The organism is Commensalibacter sp. B14384M2 (assembly GCF_016101865.1).
In the GTDB taxonomy this organism is placed as follows: domain Bacteria; phylum Pseudomonadota; class Alphaproteobacteria; order Acetobacterales; family Acetobacteraceae; genus Commensalibacter; species Commensalibacter melissae.
On sequence record NZ_JACFPS010000001.1, the window covers coordinates 35,406 to 52,359 of the forward strand.

Here is a 16,954-nt window from a genome sequence, read left to right on the forward strand (position 1 = left end):
ATATTCAAATACACGTTATGTAAAATCTATCATCTTTCATGAATAAAAAAGGATAAAAAGCGAACAATATATTACACTTTTTTATTAAGCTTTTATGGCTGATTCTATCTTTTTTTTCAAACGAGATATTAAATTTGTTGCTTGAGGAACACATCTATAAAGTAAATTGTTACTTTAAAGAAGGAAAAAGAGAGACGGCAAGGCTTTTGAAATTTAAAATAAAATGTTTTTGTCGTAAAGTACGTTCTTTACTAATAATATTTTTTTCTTGTTGTTAAGGGTCATTTATCTTATGAATGACGCATTTATTATATGTTAATATCGGTTAAACCGGTTTGGGAGCTTAGATAAATGGCTGTTCCTCTGATGCAGGCAGTACGAGTCGGTAGCTACGTTGTTAAACAACATCTAAAAAGACGTGAAAAATATCCACTCGTTTTGATGTTGGAGCCTTTATTACGTTGTAACTTGGCCTGTTCTGGTTGCGGAAAGATTGATTATCCTGCTGAGATATTGAATCAGCGATTGAGTGTGCAGGAATGTTTGGATGCTGATGCTGAATGTGGTGCCCCTGTCGTGGCAGTTGCAGGGGGTGAACCCTTGTTGCATAAGGAAATGCCACAGATTATTGAGGGATTGATCGCTCGTAAACGGTATGTATATCTGTGTACCAATGGATTGTTGCTTGAAAAAAAGATTGACGATTATAAACCATCTCCATTCTTTTCATGGGATATTCATTTGGATGGTGACAAGTCCATGCATGACGCTTCTGTCTGTCAGCAGGGTGTTTACGATCGTGCCGTTTCAGCAATAAAACTTGCCAAGTCTAAAGGGTTCAGGGTTTCAATCAACTGCACCCTGTTTGATAATGCCGATCCATACCGTGTAGCGGCATTTTTTGACAGTGTTATGGAGTTGGGGGTTGATGGTATTATGACTGCTCCTGGCTATGCCTATGAAAGGGCGCCAGATCAAGAACATTTCCTGAACCGTCAAAATACCAAAAAATTATTTCGTGAAATTTTCAGATTGGGAAAGGGACATAAATGGCGTTTCACGCAATCTCCATTATTCCTGAATTTTCTGGCTGGAAATGAGCAATATCACTGTACTCCTTGGGGTAAGCCTTTAAGAACAGTTTTTGGATGGCAACGTCCATGCTATCTGTTGGGAGAAGGTTATGCACCGACGTTTGAAGCATTGATGAATGAAACTCAATGGGATCAGTACGGTACGGGCAATTACGAAAAATGCGCCAATTGCATGGTTCATTCTGGATATGAAGCTACCGCTGTTAAGGATGCGATCAAACGTCCATGGCATATTGCTCAGGTTGCTTTAACAGGGCCTAAGGTCGAAGGTGTGATGGCACCCGAAATAGATTTGTCACAACAGAGACAGGCAAAATACGATTATAATGAACAGGTGGCGGAATTAATGAAGAAACTGCCTAAGGATTCAGTTAAAAAACGGACAGCAGTTCGTCGTGTTAAAAAGGTGGCCGTTCAGGAAGCCTGATTATACATTGGTATCTTTTGTGGAATAAAAGGAAAGGCAAGCTTAGTTTTTCAAGCTTGCCTTTTTTAATAGTTGTGTAAGGAACAAATTTATTACAGAAATAAAAATAAAAATGTTAAATCATACTCAAAGTAAAAATGAGTATAACAGATTTATTATTTTTTATTAGTAACAATTTTGTTAGATTATTTTTGTAATTTCTGTTTTTTATTATGATTACATTTATTGGATTTAAGTAAATGCTTGTTTCAATTATTGTTATTTTATGCTTGATTTTTTTGAATGGTATTTTCGCTATGGGCGAACTTGCTTTAATATCAAGCCGAAAAGCCCGGCTGGTTGCGATGCAACATCAAGGGGTGAAGGGTGTTGAAGGGGCTTTACGATTAATTGATAAACCACAAAGTTTTTTACCCACTATTCAGGTTGGTATTACGCTTGTTTCAATATTTGAGGGAGCCTTTGGGGGATCCCGTATTGAAAATTGTCTAAGGCATTGGCTTGAACAATTTTCGTTAATCAAAATCTGGGCAGATGACTTGTCGATTCTTATCGTTGTTTTGGTTATTACTTTTTTTATGCTAATTTTTGGGGAACTGGTTCCAAAGCAGCTGGCGTTACTAGAGCCTGAGGTCATTGCTGTCCGCCTGTCCTGGCTATTTATAATTATATCAAAGATTGCCTCTCCTGCAGTTTGGGTCCTCAGTAAATCCTCTGAATGCGTTTTGAAATTATTAAGAAGACATAATAAAGTTTCTGTCTCTGTAACAGAAGAGGAATTAAGGGCCTACATTGCCGAGGGTGCCAAGGTTGGTGTGCTGGAAGTTGAAGAACGGGATATGATTGAACGTTTGCTACGACTGGCTGACCGACCTGTCAGGGCTGTTATGCGTCCAAGGAATGAAATTATATGGATTGATCGTTCTATTTCAGGGGACAAATTGAAACAGGCTTTGTACAATATTTCACATACACGATTGGTTGTTTGTGAGAATGGAATTGATAATCCTGTTGGTGTGGTTTTGGTTAATGATTTGTTCAGCCAGCTTTTACATAAAAACAGCTTGTCAATTAATGCCTGTTTACAGCGTCCTCTTGTTGTTCCGGATAGTATGTCTGCCTTGGACGCTCTGGAACGATTGCGGGGTGATTTATTAGGAATATTACTGGTTCTTGACGAATATGGCTCATTTGAGGGAATTGTAACGGTTTCGGATATTTTTAAAATAATTGTAGGTGAAATCAATCAGTCTCTGGATGCCCCCCGTCTTGAGTCAGGGATAAATAATGAATATTTACTGGAAGGGACGACCCAGGTCGATGAAGTCAGGGATCAGCTGGATTTAGGAGATTTACCTGCGGAAGGAAGTTATCATACGGTCGCCGGATTGATTTTGGCACTTTTACGAAGAGTCCCGGTTACAGGTGACAAGGTTGTTTTTTCAGGTTGGCTTTTTGAGGTTTTGGAGATGGAAAATCGTCGGGTTACTCGTGTAAAGGCAAGCCGACAACCTGTGGCAAAAAACTAGTAGGTATTTAAAAAGCCCTTTTCTTTTTTTAAGAAAAGGGCTTTTTTTTAATGTAATGTAATGGCTTGGGCCAATTTTACTTCATTTGTAAATTTAGGCCATTTGTTTTGAGCCAAAGCCTTTAAGGAAGGAGAAGGTAAATCAAGCTTATCAGAATAGATCCAAAGAAAAGTCAGTGCTTTATGCAAATAGTTTTTTGTTTCCTTGATGGGAATTGTTTCCATGAATAGTAATGGATCTTGATTATTCTCAGCTGAATTCAACCATTTTGATGTTATTACAGGTCCGGCATTATAACTGGCCAGCATATGAATAAGGCTTCCCCCTTTTGGAAGCATATCATAGCTTTTCTTGTTATAAAGTCCTGATAAATGGATAAGGTATAATTGACCGATTTCCAAATTTAAAGCGGAATTTTGCAGTTCATCCAAACGATGAATCGATACGTTATTTTTTTGTTTTGCAATATATTTTGCTGTCATAGGCATGATTTGCATTAGGCCACGTGCCCCTGTATTCGAAACAGCCTTGCTATTGAAATTTGATTCTAAACGGATCAACGCATAGATAAGGGCCGGATTGATTCTGTAGCCATTCCTTGGATGTAAATTGGGTAAGGGTAAGCTTTTATTGTGGTCGAGAAGATTTTCATTTTGTGCAATTATCTCAACAAGCTGTTTAGATAAATCGTTTGCGCCTATGGTTTTTGCAATCAATTGAATGGAATGCAAAAGGGCAAGATTCTTTCTATTTTTCATCCATATCTGTTTTAAAATAATCTCAGCCCGTTTTTTTTCGTCCACTTGTAGTAAGGCAAAAAACCTTTTTCCCTCAGCAGTGGCTTCAATAGTGTTGATATCCACTTGAGAAAGTGTTGTAGAAGAAAATTTAAGGAAATTTAGTAAAGGATGAAAATCAGTCTTCTCTGTTGAAGTATCATGATCGTTTTCTTTTAGAATCTGGTTGGCCAAAATACCATAAAAGGTATGCACAAACGAAGCCGATCTGCGCAACCAGATAATATATTCCTGTTTATTTTCCTTTCTTAGACATGAACGTGCAGCCCAGAAATAAGTACCTGCTCTAATATTGGTAGTGATAATATCTGCCTTTGAAGCCTGTGCAAAAAATTTCAAGGATTGATCAATATCATTATTTTTCCAGGCAATTAATCCAGCGACATATCCAGCCAAACCAACGCGGTAATTAGATGATTTAAACGCATTTTTAGCCAGTTGATAGGCATGATCTGAATAATTCATTGCAAAGAGCTGTTGAGCTATTTCTGCCTGTAATTGTGCGGCATATAGATTATTCATTCCGCGTGTCTGTTGAATAAGCTGCAAGGCACTTTTCGCTCCCTGCCAACCTGATGCGCTGCGTTCACGAACAGTTTGATCCAACAAAGGATTTCTTTTGAAGGAATTGGTTTCGAAATTAAGATGATCAAGGCTTTGCAAATAAGCCATGACATTATTGTTGTTATCAATAGGTAGATTCTGATTGACGGGAATTGATACTTTAATAGCGCCAAGATTGTTCAGACGTTTTTGAATATCAGGTGAATCAGGATAAGATGCAAAATTTTTCAGCCATAACTTTAATTGCCCTGTATTTGGTAAAAAATGTGGGTTTAGGTAACGCTCGGCAAGAATATCGCCGAGCAACAAATTGTCTGAAATCTGAATTGTTTCAGATTGAGCCGTTGTGAAATCCCCTTTGCGTTGTAGATCAAATATATAGCGAATACGCTGTTCATCCATTGAATTTAACGGACGAGGAAAGCTGACACGACCATTACCATTTCGAATAATATTTCTAGCTTGTGTAATGATTGTTTCTTCACGCTGATCTAACTGTTTTGGCGTAGTTGCCCGTATAGATACAGTTGATACGCCTGCAAACAAGGCTGCGCTTGCCAATAAAGCCCGGACAGCCAAAGGGGAAAGAATGTTTGTCCCTTGCATAATACATATTAATTAGGAAAGAGTGTCATGTAATTCAAGAGTTATTTATTTTAGGTAATTAAATATTATCGCTGAAATATATATAATGTTTCAATCAAGTGTTTTTATCTATGGTGGCACGAATGTAAAGAAGATTTTTCCAGGTTACCTGGCGGATCTTGGCATTTATGTTAATTTGGGAAAGATGGTGTAATGGAAAAAGTTGGATGGGGTTAGGAATTCCAGAGTATGTGAATGAATGCCATTGATTTTTTAGCTGGTTAAAATTGACCGGGGTTTTTAGTAAGGTCTTAGCAGGTAATTGTCCAATTGTCAGGATATATCTGGGTTGATACAGGATTAGTAATTTATATAAAAAAGGTAGGCAAAGTTCTAATTCATTCGTTGATATTTGTCGTCCACCTGGGGGGCGCCATGGAACAAGCGGAATACGAAAACAAGCATCAAGAGAAATATCGATGTTATCAAGCATCTGTTCAAGCCAGAAATTTCCCGTATCTGCGAAAACCCTTCCGCTACGATCTTCATCGGCATCGGGAACATCCCCGATAATATAAATATGGGATTTTGGATCTCCAACAGAAAGTATTGTATTCATGGCTGTGTTTTTAAGCGAACAGTCTTTGAACTTTAAGATAGCCTGGTTTATTTCTTGTAAACTATTGGTTTGAAAAGCGGAGTGTCGATTTGTTTTTGTTATAATTTTCGTTGAAACAGATTGTTTTTTAGGTAAAGGAAGAGTAGGAATAGGTTTTCTATTTTCTAAATGGTTGATACTTACTGAAGTTAAATTTTCATCTATACCCCATTCAGAATATAGCTGTAACAATGATAAATGGTCATACATTTTAGATTACGATGAATATAATGATGGTTAACGAAACCTTATATACTAAGATTTCAGTTTATTGAGAAGATAGTGATTATGCAATGCCCACGCTTTCTACGCACCATGCTTTTATCTTTTTCTCTAATTGCTGGGATGAGCTCGACATCTAAAGCGTCCGTAATTGTAAAGAATCCAGAGCCTGTTATTCCCTTGGTGCATCAAAGGGGCGGGTACGGGGATTATCTGTCTGCCTATTATGCGGCGCAGACCGATGATAATGTGACCGCTGCAAAATTTTATAATAATGTGTTTAATCATGATCTAAAAAACACGGATGCACGTGAAAGGGCATTTTACTATAGTGTGATCGCCGGCAATCCAGCCGCAGTAAATTTGGCAAAACAAGAAGATAAAGATCCAATTTCCGCTCTGGTATTAAGAAATGATGCAATTGTTAAGGGAAACTGGAAAGAGGCATTAAAATATTTTACTTCTCCTCCTAGTGATCCATTGGGTCAGATGACGTTTTTATTGTTGCAAGCATGGTGCCTATATGGTGCTGGTCAGATTGATCAGGCAAATGCTCTGTTTGAAAAAGGAATTAATACGCCTATTAGTGGAGTTTTTCTAATTCATTATGGCGTTGCGGAAACTTTATCACATCATGATAAAAAAGCTGGCATTTTATTTGAAAAAGCCTACCGGGTTTTTCCCGGGGCGGATTTGCTGTTAATGCGAGCTTATGGAAATTGGCTTTATCAGCATCATCGAGCTGGAAAAGCGGAGGCAATGGTCGATAATTTGACTGATATTTTGCCTTTTTTATCCATTTCAAAAAATAATTTACGTCGCAATCTTTCTCAATTTCCAGTGCATGATGCTCAAGGGGCGGTTGCTCAGGTATACTTGGCAATGGCCTCCCTGATTCAGCAGGATTTGGCCAATCAGACTGTTGATGAAAATGACAGGGAGGCTAAAATTTCGTATAAGGTTGCCCTTCATACTGAACAGATATTTTTACGGTTTGCTTTACAGCTCAATCCAAATCTTTCTGAAGCCAAAATTATGTTATCGGGCATTCTTGCGGAACAAAAACACGCTGAACAGGCCCGTAAAATCTTATTTCCCATTAATCCGGATGATCCGTTAAAGACCAATATACAGTTACAACTTGCCCGTTATGATGCATTATTAAAACATTATTCTCGGGCGGAAAAATCCTTGGAAGAATTGTTAAAGGATTACCCACAAGAAATTAGTTTATGGCAAACGTTGGGTGATATTTATTTTGATCAGAAAAATTATCCAAAAACCATTCAAATCTATAGTAAAGTCATTCAGTTAAAGAAAAACAAAACTAAATATGATTGGACAATGTTTTTCATAAGAGGGGTTGCTTATGAAAAACAAAAACAATGGCTAAAAGCTGAACAGGATCTACAAATGGCATTAAAATTGGCACCAAATGAGCCAATTTTATTGAATTATCTGGGTTATTCATGGGCACTAAGACATAAAAACTTGCAGAAAGCCCAGATAATGCTACAGAAAGCCATTGATATTGCACCGGATGAAGGGGCAATCCGTGATAGTTTAGGCTGGATTATGGTTTTGAATAATCAAACAGCTTTAGCCATACAACAGTTGGAGCTGGCTGCCGAGACCATTCCACAGGATCCTGAATTAAATTACCATCTAGGGGTTGCCTATTGGAAGGTTGGACGCTATCAAGAGGCGATTAATCAATGGAATGTAGCCTTGACTTGCAATCCAAATCCTGAAAATAGAAATTTAATATTGAATGCATTACAAAAAGCCAAAAAAAATAAATTCTTGTCCTCTCACCACTAGGTAATTTCACTATTTGAAAAAAGATTCAATGTTTATAGAAAAAGCGTACGCCAAAATAAACCTTTTTTTGCATGTGACGGACAAACGTCCTGATGGATATCATATTCTGGATAGTCTGGTTGTTTTTCCTGATGTAGGGGATGAATTGATCCTGTTTCCAGTTTCAGGTAGTAAAGAGGACAGACTTGTCGAGCTTGAAATAACGGGGCAATTTGTATCGCAGTTATCTCAGGAAAATCAGGATGATAACCTGATTGTTAAAGCAGCCTATAAACTTGCAGCATGTACAAAACAACCTTTAAAGCCTGTTAAAATCCAACTGATTAAAAATCTTCCTGTCGCTTCAGGAATTGGTGGTGGATCTTCAGATGCAGCGGCTACTTTACGGTTATTGATGCGTTATTGGAATCTTGTAATTGACAATGATTTATTACAGAAGATTGCATTACAATTGGGGGCAGATGTTCCCGTTTGTCTTAATCCGGTCACACAACGCATGCAGGGAATTGGTGAAGTCATTTCAAGGGATATAGAAATTCCCTCTTTTGGCATGATTTTAGTGAATCATGGAGAAGGGGTGTCAACGGCGGAAGTGTTTAAGAAGCGTCAATCTTCTTTTTTTGACAAAGTTAATTTGAAAAATAGTTTCGATAATGTTAATTCATTTATTCATGATATAACGACCTATGATAATAATTTACAGGAGCCTGCTATTTTACTAAATTCTAAAATTGAAAAAGTTTTGGAAGAAATTAGGATGTTACCCCACTGTCGCTTGGCACGAATGAGTGGATCGGGTGCAACTTGTTTTGGATTATTTGAAACGGTTGAGCAAGCACAAAAAGCGGCGGAGATTTTATCCTCAAAATATTCTTGGTGGATATGGGGGGGGAAAGCTATTCATTAATTTAAATTTTATAGATATAAAATATTTTAGAGGGATAAAGAGGGTTACAAATGGCTATTGATGTGAATATACGGATTACGGAAGACCGTAAAAAAACAATTTTAACTTTTTCACCTGATAGTGGCGTAACCGGTCAATTAGAATTAAATCAGCTGGAACTGGACAATCTTATCCAAGCTTTGGGATCTATTCGATGGATGATGGCAGAAGGTCAAAAAATAGCTGAAATAACCGGGGCGCAGATCAAACCTGCATATCAAACCAAATGGGCAATTCAGAAGAATATTGAAAAAGCAGAAACTTTGCTTGCTTTTCAACATCCAGGGTTTGGTCCACTTGGGTTTGTTTTATCTGACCAACAAGTTAAGGAATATGTCAAGGCATTACAAAAAGGTCTGAAAATCAAGAAATAAATGTTATAGTTAGATATATTTAAAAGCGATGATACCCGATATAAGCAATAAGCAGATAAAACTGGTTACCCATATTAATCGCTTTTCAATAAAATCCTGAATAGATGACCCAAAAAAATAAAGTAGAACAGCTTCCAGGAAAAAACGGGAGCCTCGGGTAATTAAACTTGCGAGCAGGAAGGGTATCAGGGCAAAATGTGCCGCACCGGCAGTAATGGTGATGAATTTATAGGGGATCGGTGTTAATCCTTTGATTAGAATAATCCATACGCCATATGTATTGAATTTATCCTGCAAATTGATGAGTTGCTGTTCTGCGTGATAGAAATGAATGATGGGCATTGCAAGATAATGAAGTAAAAAAGCACCTATTATCCATCCCAATAACCCTCCGACAACACTACTTAAAGTTGTAACTGTTGCATATAGCCATGCTTTGCATCGTTTAGCGAGAATCATTGGACAAAGGAGAATATCCGGCGGTATTGGGAAAAAGCTTGCCTCGGAAAACGCGGTTAGCATAAGCCAGAATATCGCGTACTGACTTGCGGCGAGTTGTAAGGCGCGTGCATAAAGATGTTTGAGCATAAAATAAATAAATGTTTTATATTTGTATAGATTGAGGTTAATGTAACGAAATTCGTTTCGGGAAAGTTATTCTATAAGCATAACGACTGCACATAATCCATGAGGAATACGATTATGTAAAGTAATATCTCCACCTTGTCCGCGAATAATATTTCTTGCGATTGAAAGTCCCAGCCCAGTCCCTCCTGTAGAACGGTTGCGGCTTGTTTCCATACGGACAAAGGGTTCAAAAACATATTCAAGATTTTCCTGTTCCAATCCGGGTCCATCATCTTCGATCAATATGAAGATATGTTTGTCTTTCTGGTTATAAAGTGATGGGAAGGGAGGTTTTGAGGTTAGCGATACAGTAACATTCCCTCCATAATTAAGCGCATTATTCATTAGGTTTTGTAGGGCTCTTTTTAGTTTGATCGGACGAGCCTTGATTGTATAATTGGATAAGGGATGGTGAAGACGGATTTGATCAATTTTATCCGGATGGGTTTCCTGTAATTCATGGATAAGGGTTTCAATCAGGCTTGTTAAATCAAGATTGATAACAGGTTCATGATGCGTATTGTCACGTCCGAATGCCAGGGTCGCATCAATCATTTTTTCAAGTTCATCAAGATCTGAGATAAATTTTTTTTGTAAATGTTTATCATTGATAAATTCAGATCTTAATTTCAATCGTGTAATCGGTGTGCGCAGATCATGACCAATTGCCAAAAGAAGTTGTGTACGATCATTTACAAAACGATTTATACGCCGTGCCATATCGTTAAATGCCCGTGCGGCTTGGGCAACTTCTTCTGGTCCAGATTCAACAAGAGGAGTGGCATTGACATCTTGTCCCAGCCTTCCCGCTGCTGCGGCTAATGTACTGACAGGGGCAATTAATCGTCGAACACTCCACAAAGTAAGCAGGCTTGTTGCTGTTGCCATGATAAAAAAGCTGATCGGAAACGTTGCTGATTTGAAAGGGTTTGGTGTGGTTAATTCATATATGATGTTTAACCATTGTTTATCATCTGGTAACTGAAATGCGATTGCATTTTTATGTTTGTCTGGATCAGAGGTGGCAATAATTTTGGTTGGACGTAATTCGGGTGGGAACAAGATTGTTGTAAGAAGGTGGGAAACAGTTTGTTCCAATTTAGGGGAAGGGAGATTGACATTTTTAAGATTGGGTTCGTTTGAAAGAAAAATGGTAAATCCATGTATTGGATCTAGATCATTAATCTCATCGGACCGATCCTTGCTATCGACTTCCGAAATATCACGATAAATAGCTGTTGCGCGATTTACAGCTTCCTGTTCTTGGGTGAGGCGATTGAAATCTAGCCGATCCAAAGTATTGATTAACAAGCCACATGCCTCGATCAAACCCATCCCAATGATTAAGATCAAGGCTGTACGAGCTGCTAGAGAATAGGGCCATAAATGCCACTTTCTTGGTTTATGTTGTGACATAGTGAATGGGTAGGGCCAACAAATAGCCTCCTCTGTGAACGGTTTTAATTATTTTTGGCTGGCGGCTGTCATCTTGCAGTTTCCGACGCAATCGGCTTAATGTAACGTCAATTGTACGATCGGTGGAAGGAAGCTGATGCCCATATAGAATTTCGGATAAAGTTTCCCGGGTAACAATTTCTGGGGCATGTTCGATTAAAGCAATTAACAGGTCATATTCCTTGCTTGTCAGGGAAACCTCAACATTTTGAGGATTCAGTAGCTGTCTGTGAAGTAAATTGACCTTCCAGCCTCCAAACTGGATGATTTTCTGTATGTAGGGGTCGTGAACGAATTGTTTACGTTGTGAACGATGTAAAACGGCATGGATACGGGCCAGTAATTCTCTTGGGTTGAAAGGTTTTGCCATATAATCGTCGGCACCTAGTTCTAGTCCGATAATCCGATCTGCTTCGTCTCCCATAGCGGTTAACATAATGATAGGAATATCAGCTTTTTTTCTTAACCAATGGGCTATCTCGAAACCACTTTCCTGAGGTAGCATAAGGTCGAGAATCACAAGGTCAAAATGATTGTTTTTCCAAACTTGGCGCACTTGCTCCCCATTATATGCATAGGAAACCTTGAAATGATGTTTTTGCAAGAATTGAGAGAGCAGATCTACAATTTCGTGATCATCATCAATTATTAAAAGATGTATAGTTTGTTCCATAAGATATCAAAAACAAGAAAAGTTAAAATCTGGTCAGATATAGATAACGTAATTAAAGGCAAATATTATTTATTAACAAAACTTTGAGTAATGATGTTTTTTCTTTTGGAAACCATTTTATAGTGAAAATCAATTAAATTAAAGTAAAGGATAGATTATCATGATACCAGAAATAAAGCCTAAAGAGGCTTGGGATTTGTTAAAAAAGGATGGGCAGGCTCTGTTAATTGATGTCAGAACGCCGGAGGAGTGGGAACAGGTCGGCTATCCAGAGTTATCATCTCTAGGTAAGGAAGTTATCAAGATTAGCCTACAAGACAGGATGGGAAATAGAAATGTGAATTTTATACGGGAGTTGAAAAAAATTGTAACGCAATTAGATCGGCCTTTATTATTCCTATGTCTTATGGGAGGACGAAGTCGAATCGCTGCAATCTTGGCAAAAGATGAAGGCTATAAAAATGTTTATAATATAAAAGAAGGTTTTGAAGGGCCAGCAAATGTCAATGGAGTAAGGGGGACAATTGCTGGTTGGCTAGTAGATAATTTACCTTTCACGAAAAAATCTTAAATAATTTTCACATATTTGTAGAAGGGCTTGCCTCTGCATCATATACGATTTCAATGACAATACACCAGGGATAACGATAGTCATAGCTTGCACCATTTGCATTGGATATCATGCCCTGAGTGTCAACAGGTACATGGGTCAATGCAACGGAATCATTTACGTTGCCGCCAATAATACTGATTTCCTTGCCAAAAGGTTGCATGTTCTGGTTTGTCATAACGACAATACCGCAATGTGCAGGAAATCCGTATGTTGTGGGAAGTGTATTAAAACGGATAGTGTTCCGGCTTTTACCTCTGGCGGTACAAATCATGTCACCCAGTTTTGGTGCATAAGTGGCTGGATCATGCCCCCTTAAGACAGGAGATGTTCCAGAAGCGGCTGCATTGATATATGTTGAATGATTGGGTGAATAGGGGAAACGGTCATTTGCACCTGCAATTCTCATGATATAAGAGATAAAAGCCGCGGACCAGGCATAATTTCCATCGTTGATAAAGTTGAAAACGGTTCCATTACTATTATGTTTTCCAGTATAACTTCCTTCTTTCATGCCGGGATCCATACCGATCCACCAATATTCACCCACCCGTTGCCATAAACCAGATGAACGTTCAGCCTTTACATCCGGACTTGTTGGTTCAGGACGCTGAAGGGGGTCTTCATCGGCAATGGGTTGGTTAAATACGCGCCATTCGCGTAAGGTTAACGCTACTACTTCCTGGCGGGAAAAAGGTTCATAATTTCTAACTGCAAAATCTGGAACACGGTCATTATAATAATATCCGACCGGTTTTTGCGATGATGCTGTTTGTTGAGTTGGTGTTATACGGGGGTTATTTGGTGGTCCACCACAGGCGACAAGAAACGTAAGGAAAAAAACCGAGATAATTTTACGGATCATTTTAATAAATCATCTTGAATGTTAAAAAGATTAAGAAATGAATATATTATCTCTGATAATTAGTCTTTTTGAAATGATTTTTCTTTCGTAAATAATGTTATTCAAAACAAACTGTGGCTTTAAAACATCTTCATTTTACGATAAGGAAAGGAATCGTTGGTATCCTGACTAAACTGTCATGAATTTTAAAATTATTATTAAAAAACGTATTACATAAATATACCAGGGAAATAGGGGAAGATATGATTATTACCCATGATTTGAACGAGTTTTTAAGGGAGAGAGGGCATTTGGACATGATTGATGTATCCTTTGTTCCAACGATGGGAGCTTTACATGAGGGTCATCTTGCTTTGGTAAAGAAAGCCAAGAAAATAGCCAAACATTGCATTGTAAGTGTTTTTGTCAATCCTTTACAATTTGATCAGAAAGAGGATTTTCTTCGATATCCTAAACTTGAAAAAGAGGATGTTCATTTGCTTGAACAAAATCAGGTCGATATAGTGTGGTTTCCAAAAGTCGAGGATATCTATCCAAGAGGTTTTGACACGCGTATTGAGATAGGTGGACCAGCTTTACAATGGGAAGGAGCATTGCGTAAAGGTCATTTTTCAGGCGTTGCAACCGTTGTTTATCGATTGTTTTCTTTAGTCAGACCTAAATTTGCCTGCTTTGGGGAAAAGGATTGGCAACAAATTCAGGTGATTCATAGAATGGTAAAGGATTTGCTTTTACCTGTTACTTTGGTGAATGTGCCAATCGTGCGTGAAAAAGATGGTCTTGCAAAATCATCCAGGAATCGTTTTCTTACGAGTGAAGAGCGTTCGCGAGCACCGTTTTTGTATAAAATATTACAAGAGGCTTATTTAAAGTTAAAAAGTGGAGGTAATATTTCATTTATTTTATCAAACGCAATAGAGGCATTGGAAAAAAAAGAGTTTAAAGTGGATTATTTTTGTGCGGTTGATGGAAATTCTCTACAGAAAATAACCAAGTGGAATGATAATGCACGTCTTATTGCAGCGGTAAAACTGGGAAGTGTACGATTATTGGATAATATATGAAATTTATTTTCCATTCATTTAATTGAAATGGAAAATAAGTCATGGTTTAGTCAATTGGTTGGTCATCACGATAAACGCGTTCCTTTCTCTCATGCTGTTCTTGAGCTTCAATGGAAAGAGTGGCGATGGGGCGGGCCTCTAGCCGCTTCAAACTGATGGGTTCTCCTGTTACCTCACAATAGCCATAAGAACCATCTTCAATTTTCTGAAGTGCGTTATTGATTTTTGCAAGCAGTTTTCTGGCCCGGTCATGAGTACGCAGCTCAATTGCGCGGTCTGTTTCAGAACTGGCCCGGTCATTGAGATCAATATCAACATTTTTGTCTTCTGAGAGATGATTAAGGGCCTCAGTTGAATTTTGCAAAAGAGAATCCCGCCAATCTTCCAATTTCTTTTTAAAATATGCAAGCTGACGAGGATTCATGAATTCCTCATCTTCAGAAGGGCGATAGTTTTTATCAAGCGGTAACGTATTCATTATGCACCTGCTATAGATATGGAATAATAAAGTAGCCTAAATTACTTTTATTAGAGCTTTATAATAGCGAGTAACTATTTCGCCAAGTAAAAAAAATAAATTTTAAAAAATAGTGGGTAAATTAATAAAAACAAGATTTTGAGTCTAAAAATGTAAAAAAAATATTTTTTTGAAAAAATATAAAAAAAAACTTGAGATTCGTCAGTGAAGGGGTCATATACTAACCTAAATATAACGGTGGTCGTTATTTCGCGGAATATATGATATATTATTGATTAGGACAAATTCTGTTTGATTACTAGAACAGGGTTCGTTTCTGATTGAAGTTTATGTATGTTCTAGTTTCACTTTATTCTTTGGCCCAAGGGGGCATATTGCCCAACAGGCCGTCTACTGGTTTAGGGGTACGTGATGAACGGACTTGCTCAACTGGGGATGGTCTCGGAAACTCCGAGAAATAACCAGGTTTCAATTGATTTTTCAGAAAATATGGAAGATCGTAAAGATTATTTTATTGTTAAAGATGGTATGCGTTTTGCAGGAACGCATCTTCTTGTTGATTTGTGGGATGCAACCAATCTGGATAATCCAGAAGAGATTGATCGCATCTTGTGTGAAGCTGCTGTTGTAGCTGGGGCCACGATATTACACAGTCATTTTCATCATTTTTCACCGAATGGTGGGGTTTCTGGTGTTGTTGTTTTGGCGGAAAGCCATATTTCCATTCATACCTGGCCAGAACGGAATTTTGCTGCTCTGGACATTTTCATGTGTGGTTCTTGTGATCCATATCTTGCCATTCCTGTTTTACAACATTTCTTTAAACCTGAAAGAATTGTACTGGACGAACAGAGGCGTGGGAAAGAAAATTTATAGAAAAACGATATTTCTATAGCAGTAACAAACACTGGACAAAAGAATATTGTCCAGTTTTTTTTGTCATTCAATAAAGGTGAAAGCAGAATTTAATGTCTTTTAAATGGGTTGATGAAACGTTGTATCCGGCCTGGAAACAGAGCTTCCGTGCTGATAGGGAAATCGTGCATAAAAAATCTTTATTTCAGGATATACGCATTATTGAAAATGAAGAATATGGCAAGGTTTTATTCCTAGATGGCGTGACCCAGATTACTGAAAAAGATGAATTTGTATATCAGGAAATGCTTGTTCATGTTCCCTTGTTGACACATGGCAATGCAAAGCGTGTTCTGATTATTGGTGCTGGAGATGGAGGAGTCTTACGTCGGGTTTTACAGCATCAAACAGTTGAAAAGGCGGTTATGGTGGAGATTGATGGGGATGTTATCGCTCTGTCCAAGGAATTTCTGCCTGAAATTTCAAAAGATTGCTGGAATGATCCACGTGCAGAAGTGATTATTGGGGATGGTATCCAGTATGTTGCCGATGCGCCAAAGGAAAGTTTTGATGTTATAATTGTGGATAGTACTGATCCAATTGGTGTTGGTGAAGTTTTATTTACGGATGATTTTTATCGAAATGCAGCCAGAATTTTAACTGGAGACGGCCTGATTGTGAATCAATGTGGTGTTCCGTTTATGCAAGCCGAGGAATTGCGGGAAACCAGTTTGCGTCGTAAAAAATTCTTTTCATATGTATCGGCTTATGTCGCTGCGGTTCCAACCTATGTGGGTGGATTTATGACGCTAGGGATTGCAGGAAAAAAAGAAAATCAAACCAATCAAACAGTTGATATAATTAAGCAACGAGCAAAGGTGGCAAAACTTGAAGGATTGACACGGTACTGGTCTCCAGATGTTCATATGGCATCTTTTTGTCTCCCGCCATATATTAAGGAAAATTTACCATAATAACAATGTGGTTTGAAAATTAAGAATTCTATTTCATGTAAAAAAAACGTATAGTTTACAAACGGTCGGATTTTATGACAATCTGGATTATAGTTTAAAGAATAGAATACATTAATTTTTTTATTAAATTTTCTGATGGCAGGTTGGTAAGAAAGGAAAAGAATATGGCGGCAGCAATTATTTTCTTATCAACCTGTATTGTTTTACTGGTAATGTATTCCATAATCTGTGCGTTATGGGATGTGATATTGGGGCGTTGGAGCAGAGAAGAACAGAAAAAAAATTTTCAACAGGATCTTAATGATTTTGATGAATGAAAGGACAGGTTGATTCATT

Annotated in this window: 17 protein-coding genes; 10 read left to right on the forward strand and 7 right to left on the reverse strand. The window is 37.9% G+C overall.

Translation table 11 applies throughout. The features are described 5' to 3' along the window. Positions 1-351 precede the first annotated feature (351 nt). Together hpnH and H3R33_RS00175 are read left to right on the forward strand one after the other, a co-directional pair. Entirely contained in the window at positions 352-1,521 is a 1,170-nt protein-coding gene (gene hpnH / locus H3R33_RS00170) for an adenosyl-hopene transferase HpnH (RefSeq protein WP_155565910.1), read from the forward strand. 239 nt (positions 1,522-1,760) lie between these two features. Continuing rightward, entirely contained in the window at positions 1,761-3,050 is a 1,290-nt protein-coding gene (locus H3R33_RS00175) for a hemolysin family protein (protein ID WP_198184462.1), read from the forward strand. Between the two features lie 47 nt (positions 3,051-3,097). Here H3R33_RS00175 and H3R33_RS00180 read toward each other — a convergent pair whose 3' ends face one another. Then, on the reverse strand, positions 3,098-5,017 hold the full coding sequence (locus H3R33_RS00180) for a lytic transglycosylase domain-containing protein (protein WP_198184463.1): 1,920 nt from the start codon (positions 5,015-5,017) through the stop codon (positions 3,098-3,100). Between the two features lie 94 nt (positions 5,018-5,111). After that, positions 5,112-5,864 carry a uracil-DNA glycosylase gene (locus H3R33_RS00185; protein ID WP_122124028.1) on the reverse strand — a complete coding sequence of 251 codons (753 nt, stop codon included), beginning with the start codon at positions 5,862-5,864 and terminating at the stop codon, positions 5,112-5,114. Positions 5,865-5,942: 78 nt separating this feature from the next. Between H3R33_RS00185 and H3R33_RS00190 the strand changes: the two genes are divergently transcribed. The 3 genes from H3R33_RS00190 to H3R33_RS00200 are packed head-to-tail and all read left to right on the forward strand — an operon-like array spanning position 5,943 to position 9,017. Then, a complete protein-coding gene (locus H3R33_RS00190; protein WP_198184464.1) occupies positions 5,943-7,697 on the forward strand; it encodes a lipopolysaccharide assembly protein LapB in 1,755 nt (584 codons plus the stop codon). Between the two features lie 28 nt (positions 7,698-7,725). After that, entirely contained in the window at positions 7,726-8,604 is an 879-nt protein-coding gene (locus H3R33_RS00195) for a 4-(cytidine 5'-diphospho)-2-C-methyl-D-erythritol kinase (protein ID WP_198184465.1), read from the forward strand. Between the two features lie 50 nt (positions 8,605-8,654). After that, positions 8,655-9,017, forward strand: coding sequence for a hypothetical protein (locus H3R33_RS00200; protein WP_198184466.1), 363 nt, complete (start codon positions 8,655-8,657; stop codon positions 9,015-9,017). Between the two features lie 9 nt (positions 9,018-9,026). On the opposite strand, the gene H3R33_RS00205 is transcribed toward H3R33_RS00200, so the two are convergent. The 3 genes from H3R33_RS00205 to H3R33_RS00215 form a co-directional block, all read right to left on the reverse strand. Continuing rightward, positions 9,027-9,605, reverse strand: coding sequence for a YqaA family protein (locus H3R33_RS00205; protein ID WP_110438548.1), 579 nt, complete (start codon positions 9,603-9,605; stop codon positions 9,027-9,029). A 66-nt stretch (positions 9,606-9,671) separates the two neighbouring features. Next, on the reverse strand, positions 9,672-11,060 hold the full coding sequence (locus tag H3R33_RS00210; RefSeq protein WP_198184467.1) for an ATP-binding protein: 1,389 nt from the start codon (positions 11,058-11,060) through the stop codon (positions 9,672-9,674). Then, on the reverse strand, positions 11,047-11,772 hold the full coding sequence (locus tag H3R33_RS00215) for a response regulator (RefSeq protein ID WP_198184468.1): 726 nt from the start codon (positions 11,770-11,772) through the stop codon (positions 11,047-11,049). Before H3R33_RS00215 ends, H3R33_RS00210 begins: the two co-directional genes overlap by 14 nt. Before the next feature lie 160 nt (positions 11,773-11,932). Between H3R33_RS00215 and H3R33_RS00220 the strand changes: the two genes are divergently transcribed. Next, the gene (locus H3R33_RS00220) at positions 11,933-12,343 is read left to right on the forward strand and encodes a rhodanese-like domain-containing protein (RefSeq protein WP_198184469.1); all 411 of its coding nucleotides are present in this window, start codon (positions 11,933-11,935) and stop codon (positions 12,341-12,343) included. A gap of 7 nt (positions 12,344-12,350) precedes the next feature. Here H3R33_RS00220 and H3R33_RS00225 read toward each other — a convergent pair whose 3' ends face one another. Beyond that, positions 12,351-13,247: a DUF2272 domain-containing protein gene (locus H3R33_RS00225; protein ID WP_155568467.1), complete on the reverse strand. Its 897-nt coding sequence runs from the start codon at positions 13,245-13,247 to the stop codon at positions 12,351-12,353. 242 nt (positions 13,248-13,489) lie between these two features. On the opposite strand from H3R33_RS00225, the gene panC reads away from it, so the two are divergent. Then, positions 13,490-14,311, forward strand: coding sequence for a pantoate--beta-alanine ligase (gene panC / locus H3R33_RS00230; protein WP_198184470.1), 822 nt, complete (start codon positions 13,490-13,492; stop codon positions 14,309-14,311). Positions 14,312-14,357: 46 nt separating this feature from the next. Here the strand turns inward: panC and dksA are convergent, their stop codons facing one another. Next, on the reverse strand, positions 14,358-14,789 hold the full coding sequence (gene dksA / locus H3R33_RS00235) for an RNA polymerase-binding protein DksA (RefSeq protein WP_110438542.1): 432 nt from the start codon (positions 14,787-14,789) through the stop codon (positions 14,358-14,360). A gap of 411 nt (positions 14,790-15,200) precedes the next feature. Here dksA and speD point away from each other — a divergent pair, with 411 nt between their 5' ends. The 3 genes from speD (at position 15,201) to H3R33_RS00250 (ending at position 16,935) form a co-directional block, all read left to right on the forward strand. Beyond that, a complete protein-coding gene (gene speD / locus H3R33_RS00240; protein WP_110438541.1) occupies positions 15,201-15,665 on the forward strand; it encodes an adenosylmethionine decarboxylase in 465 nt (154 codons plus the stop codon). Positions 15,666-15,757: 92 nt separating this feature from the next. Further along, positions 15,758-16,618, forward strand: a complete 861-nt coding sequence (gene speE / locus H3R33_RS00245; protein WP_122124020.1) for a polyamine aminopropyltransferase — start codon at positions 15,758-15,760, stop codon at positions 16,616-16,618. Between the two features lie 164 nt (positions 16,619-16,782). Then, positions 16,783-16,935 carry a hypothetical protein gene (locus H3R33_RS00250; RefSeq protein WP_155565898.1) on the forward strand — a complete coding sequence of 51 codons (153 nt, stop codon included), beginning with the start codon at positions 16,783-16,785 and terminating at the stop codon, positions 16,933-16,935. Positions 16,936-16,954: the final 19 nt, after the last annotated feature.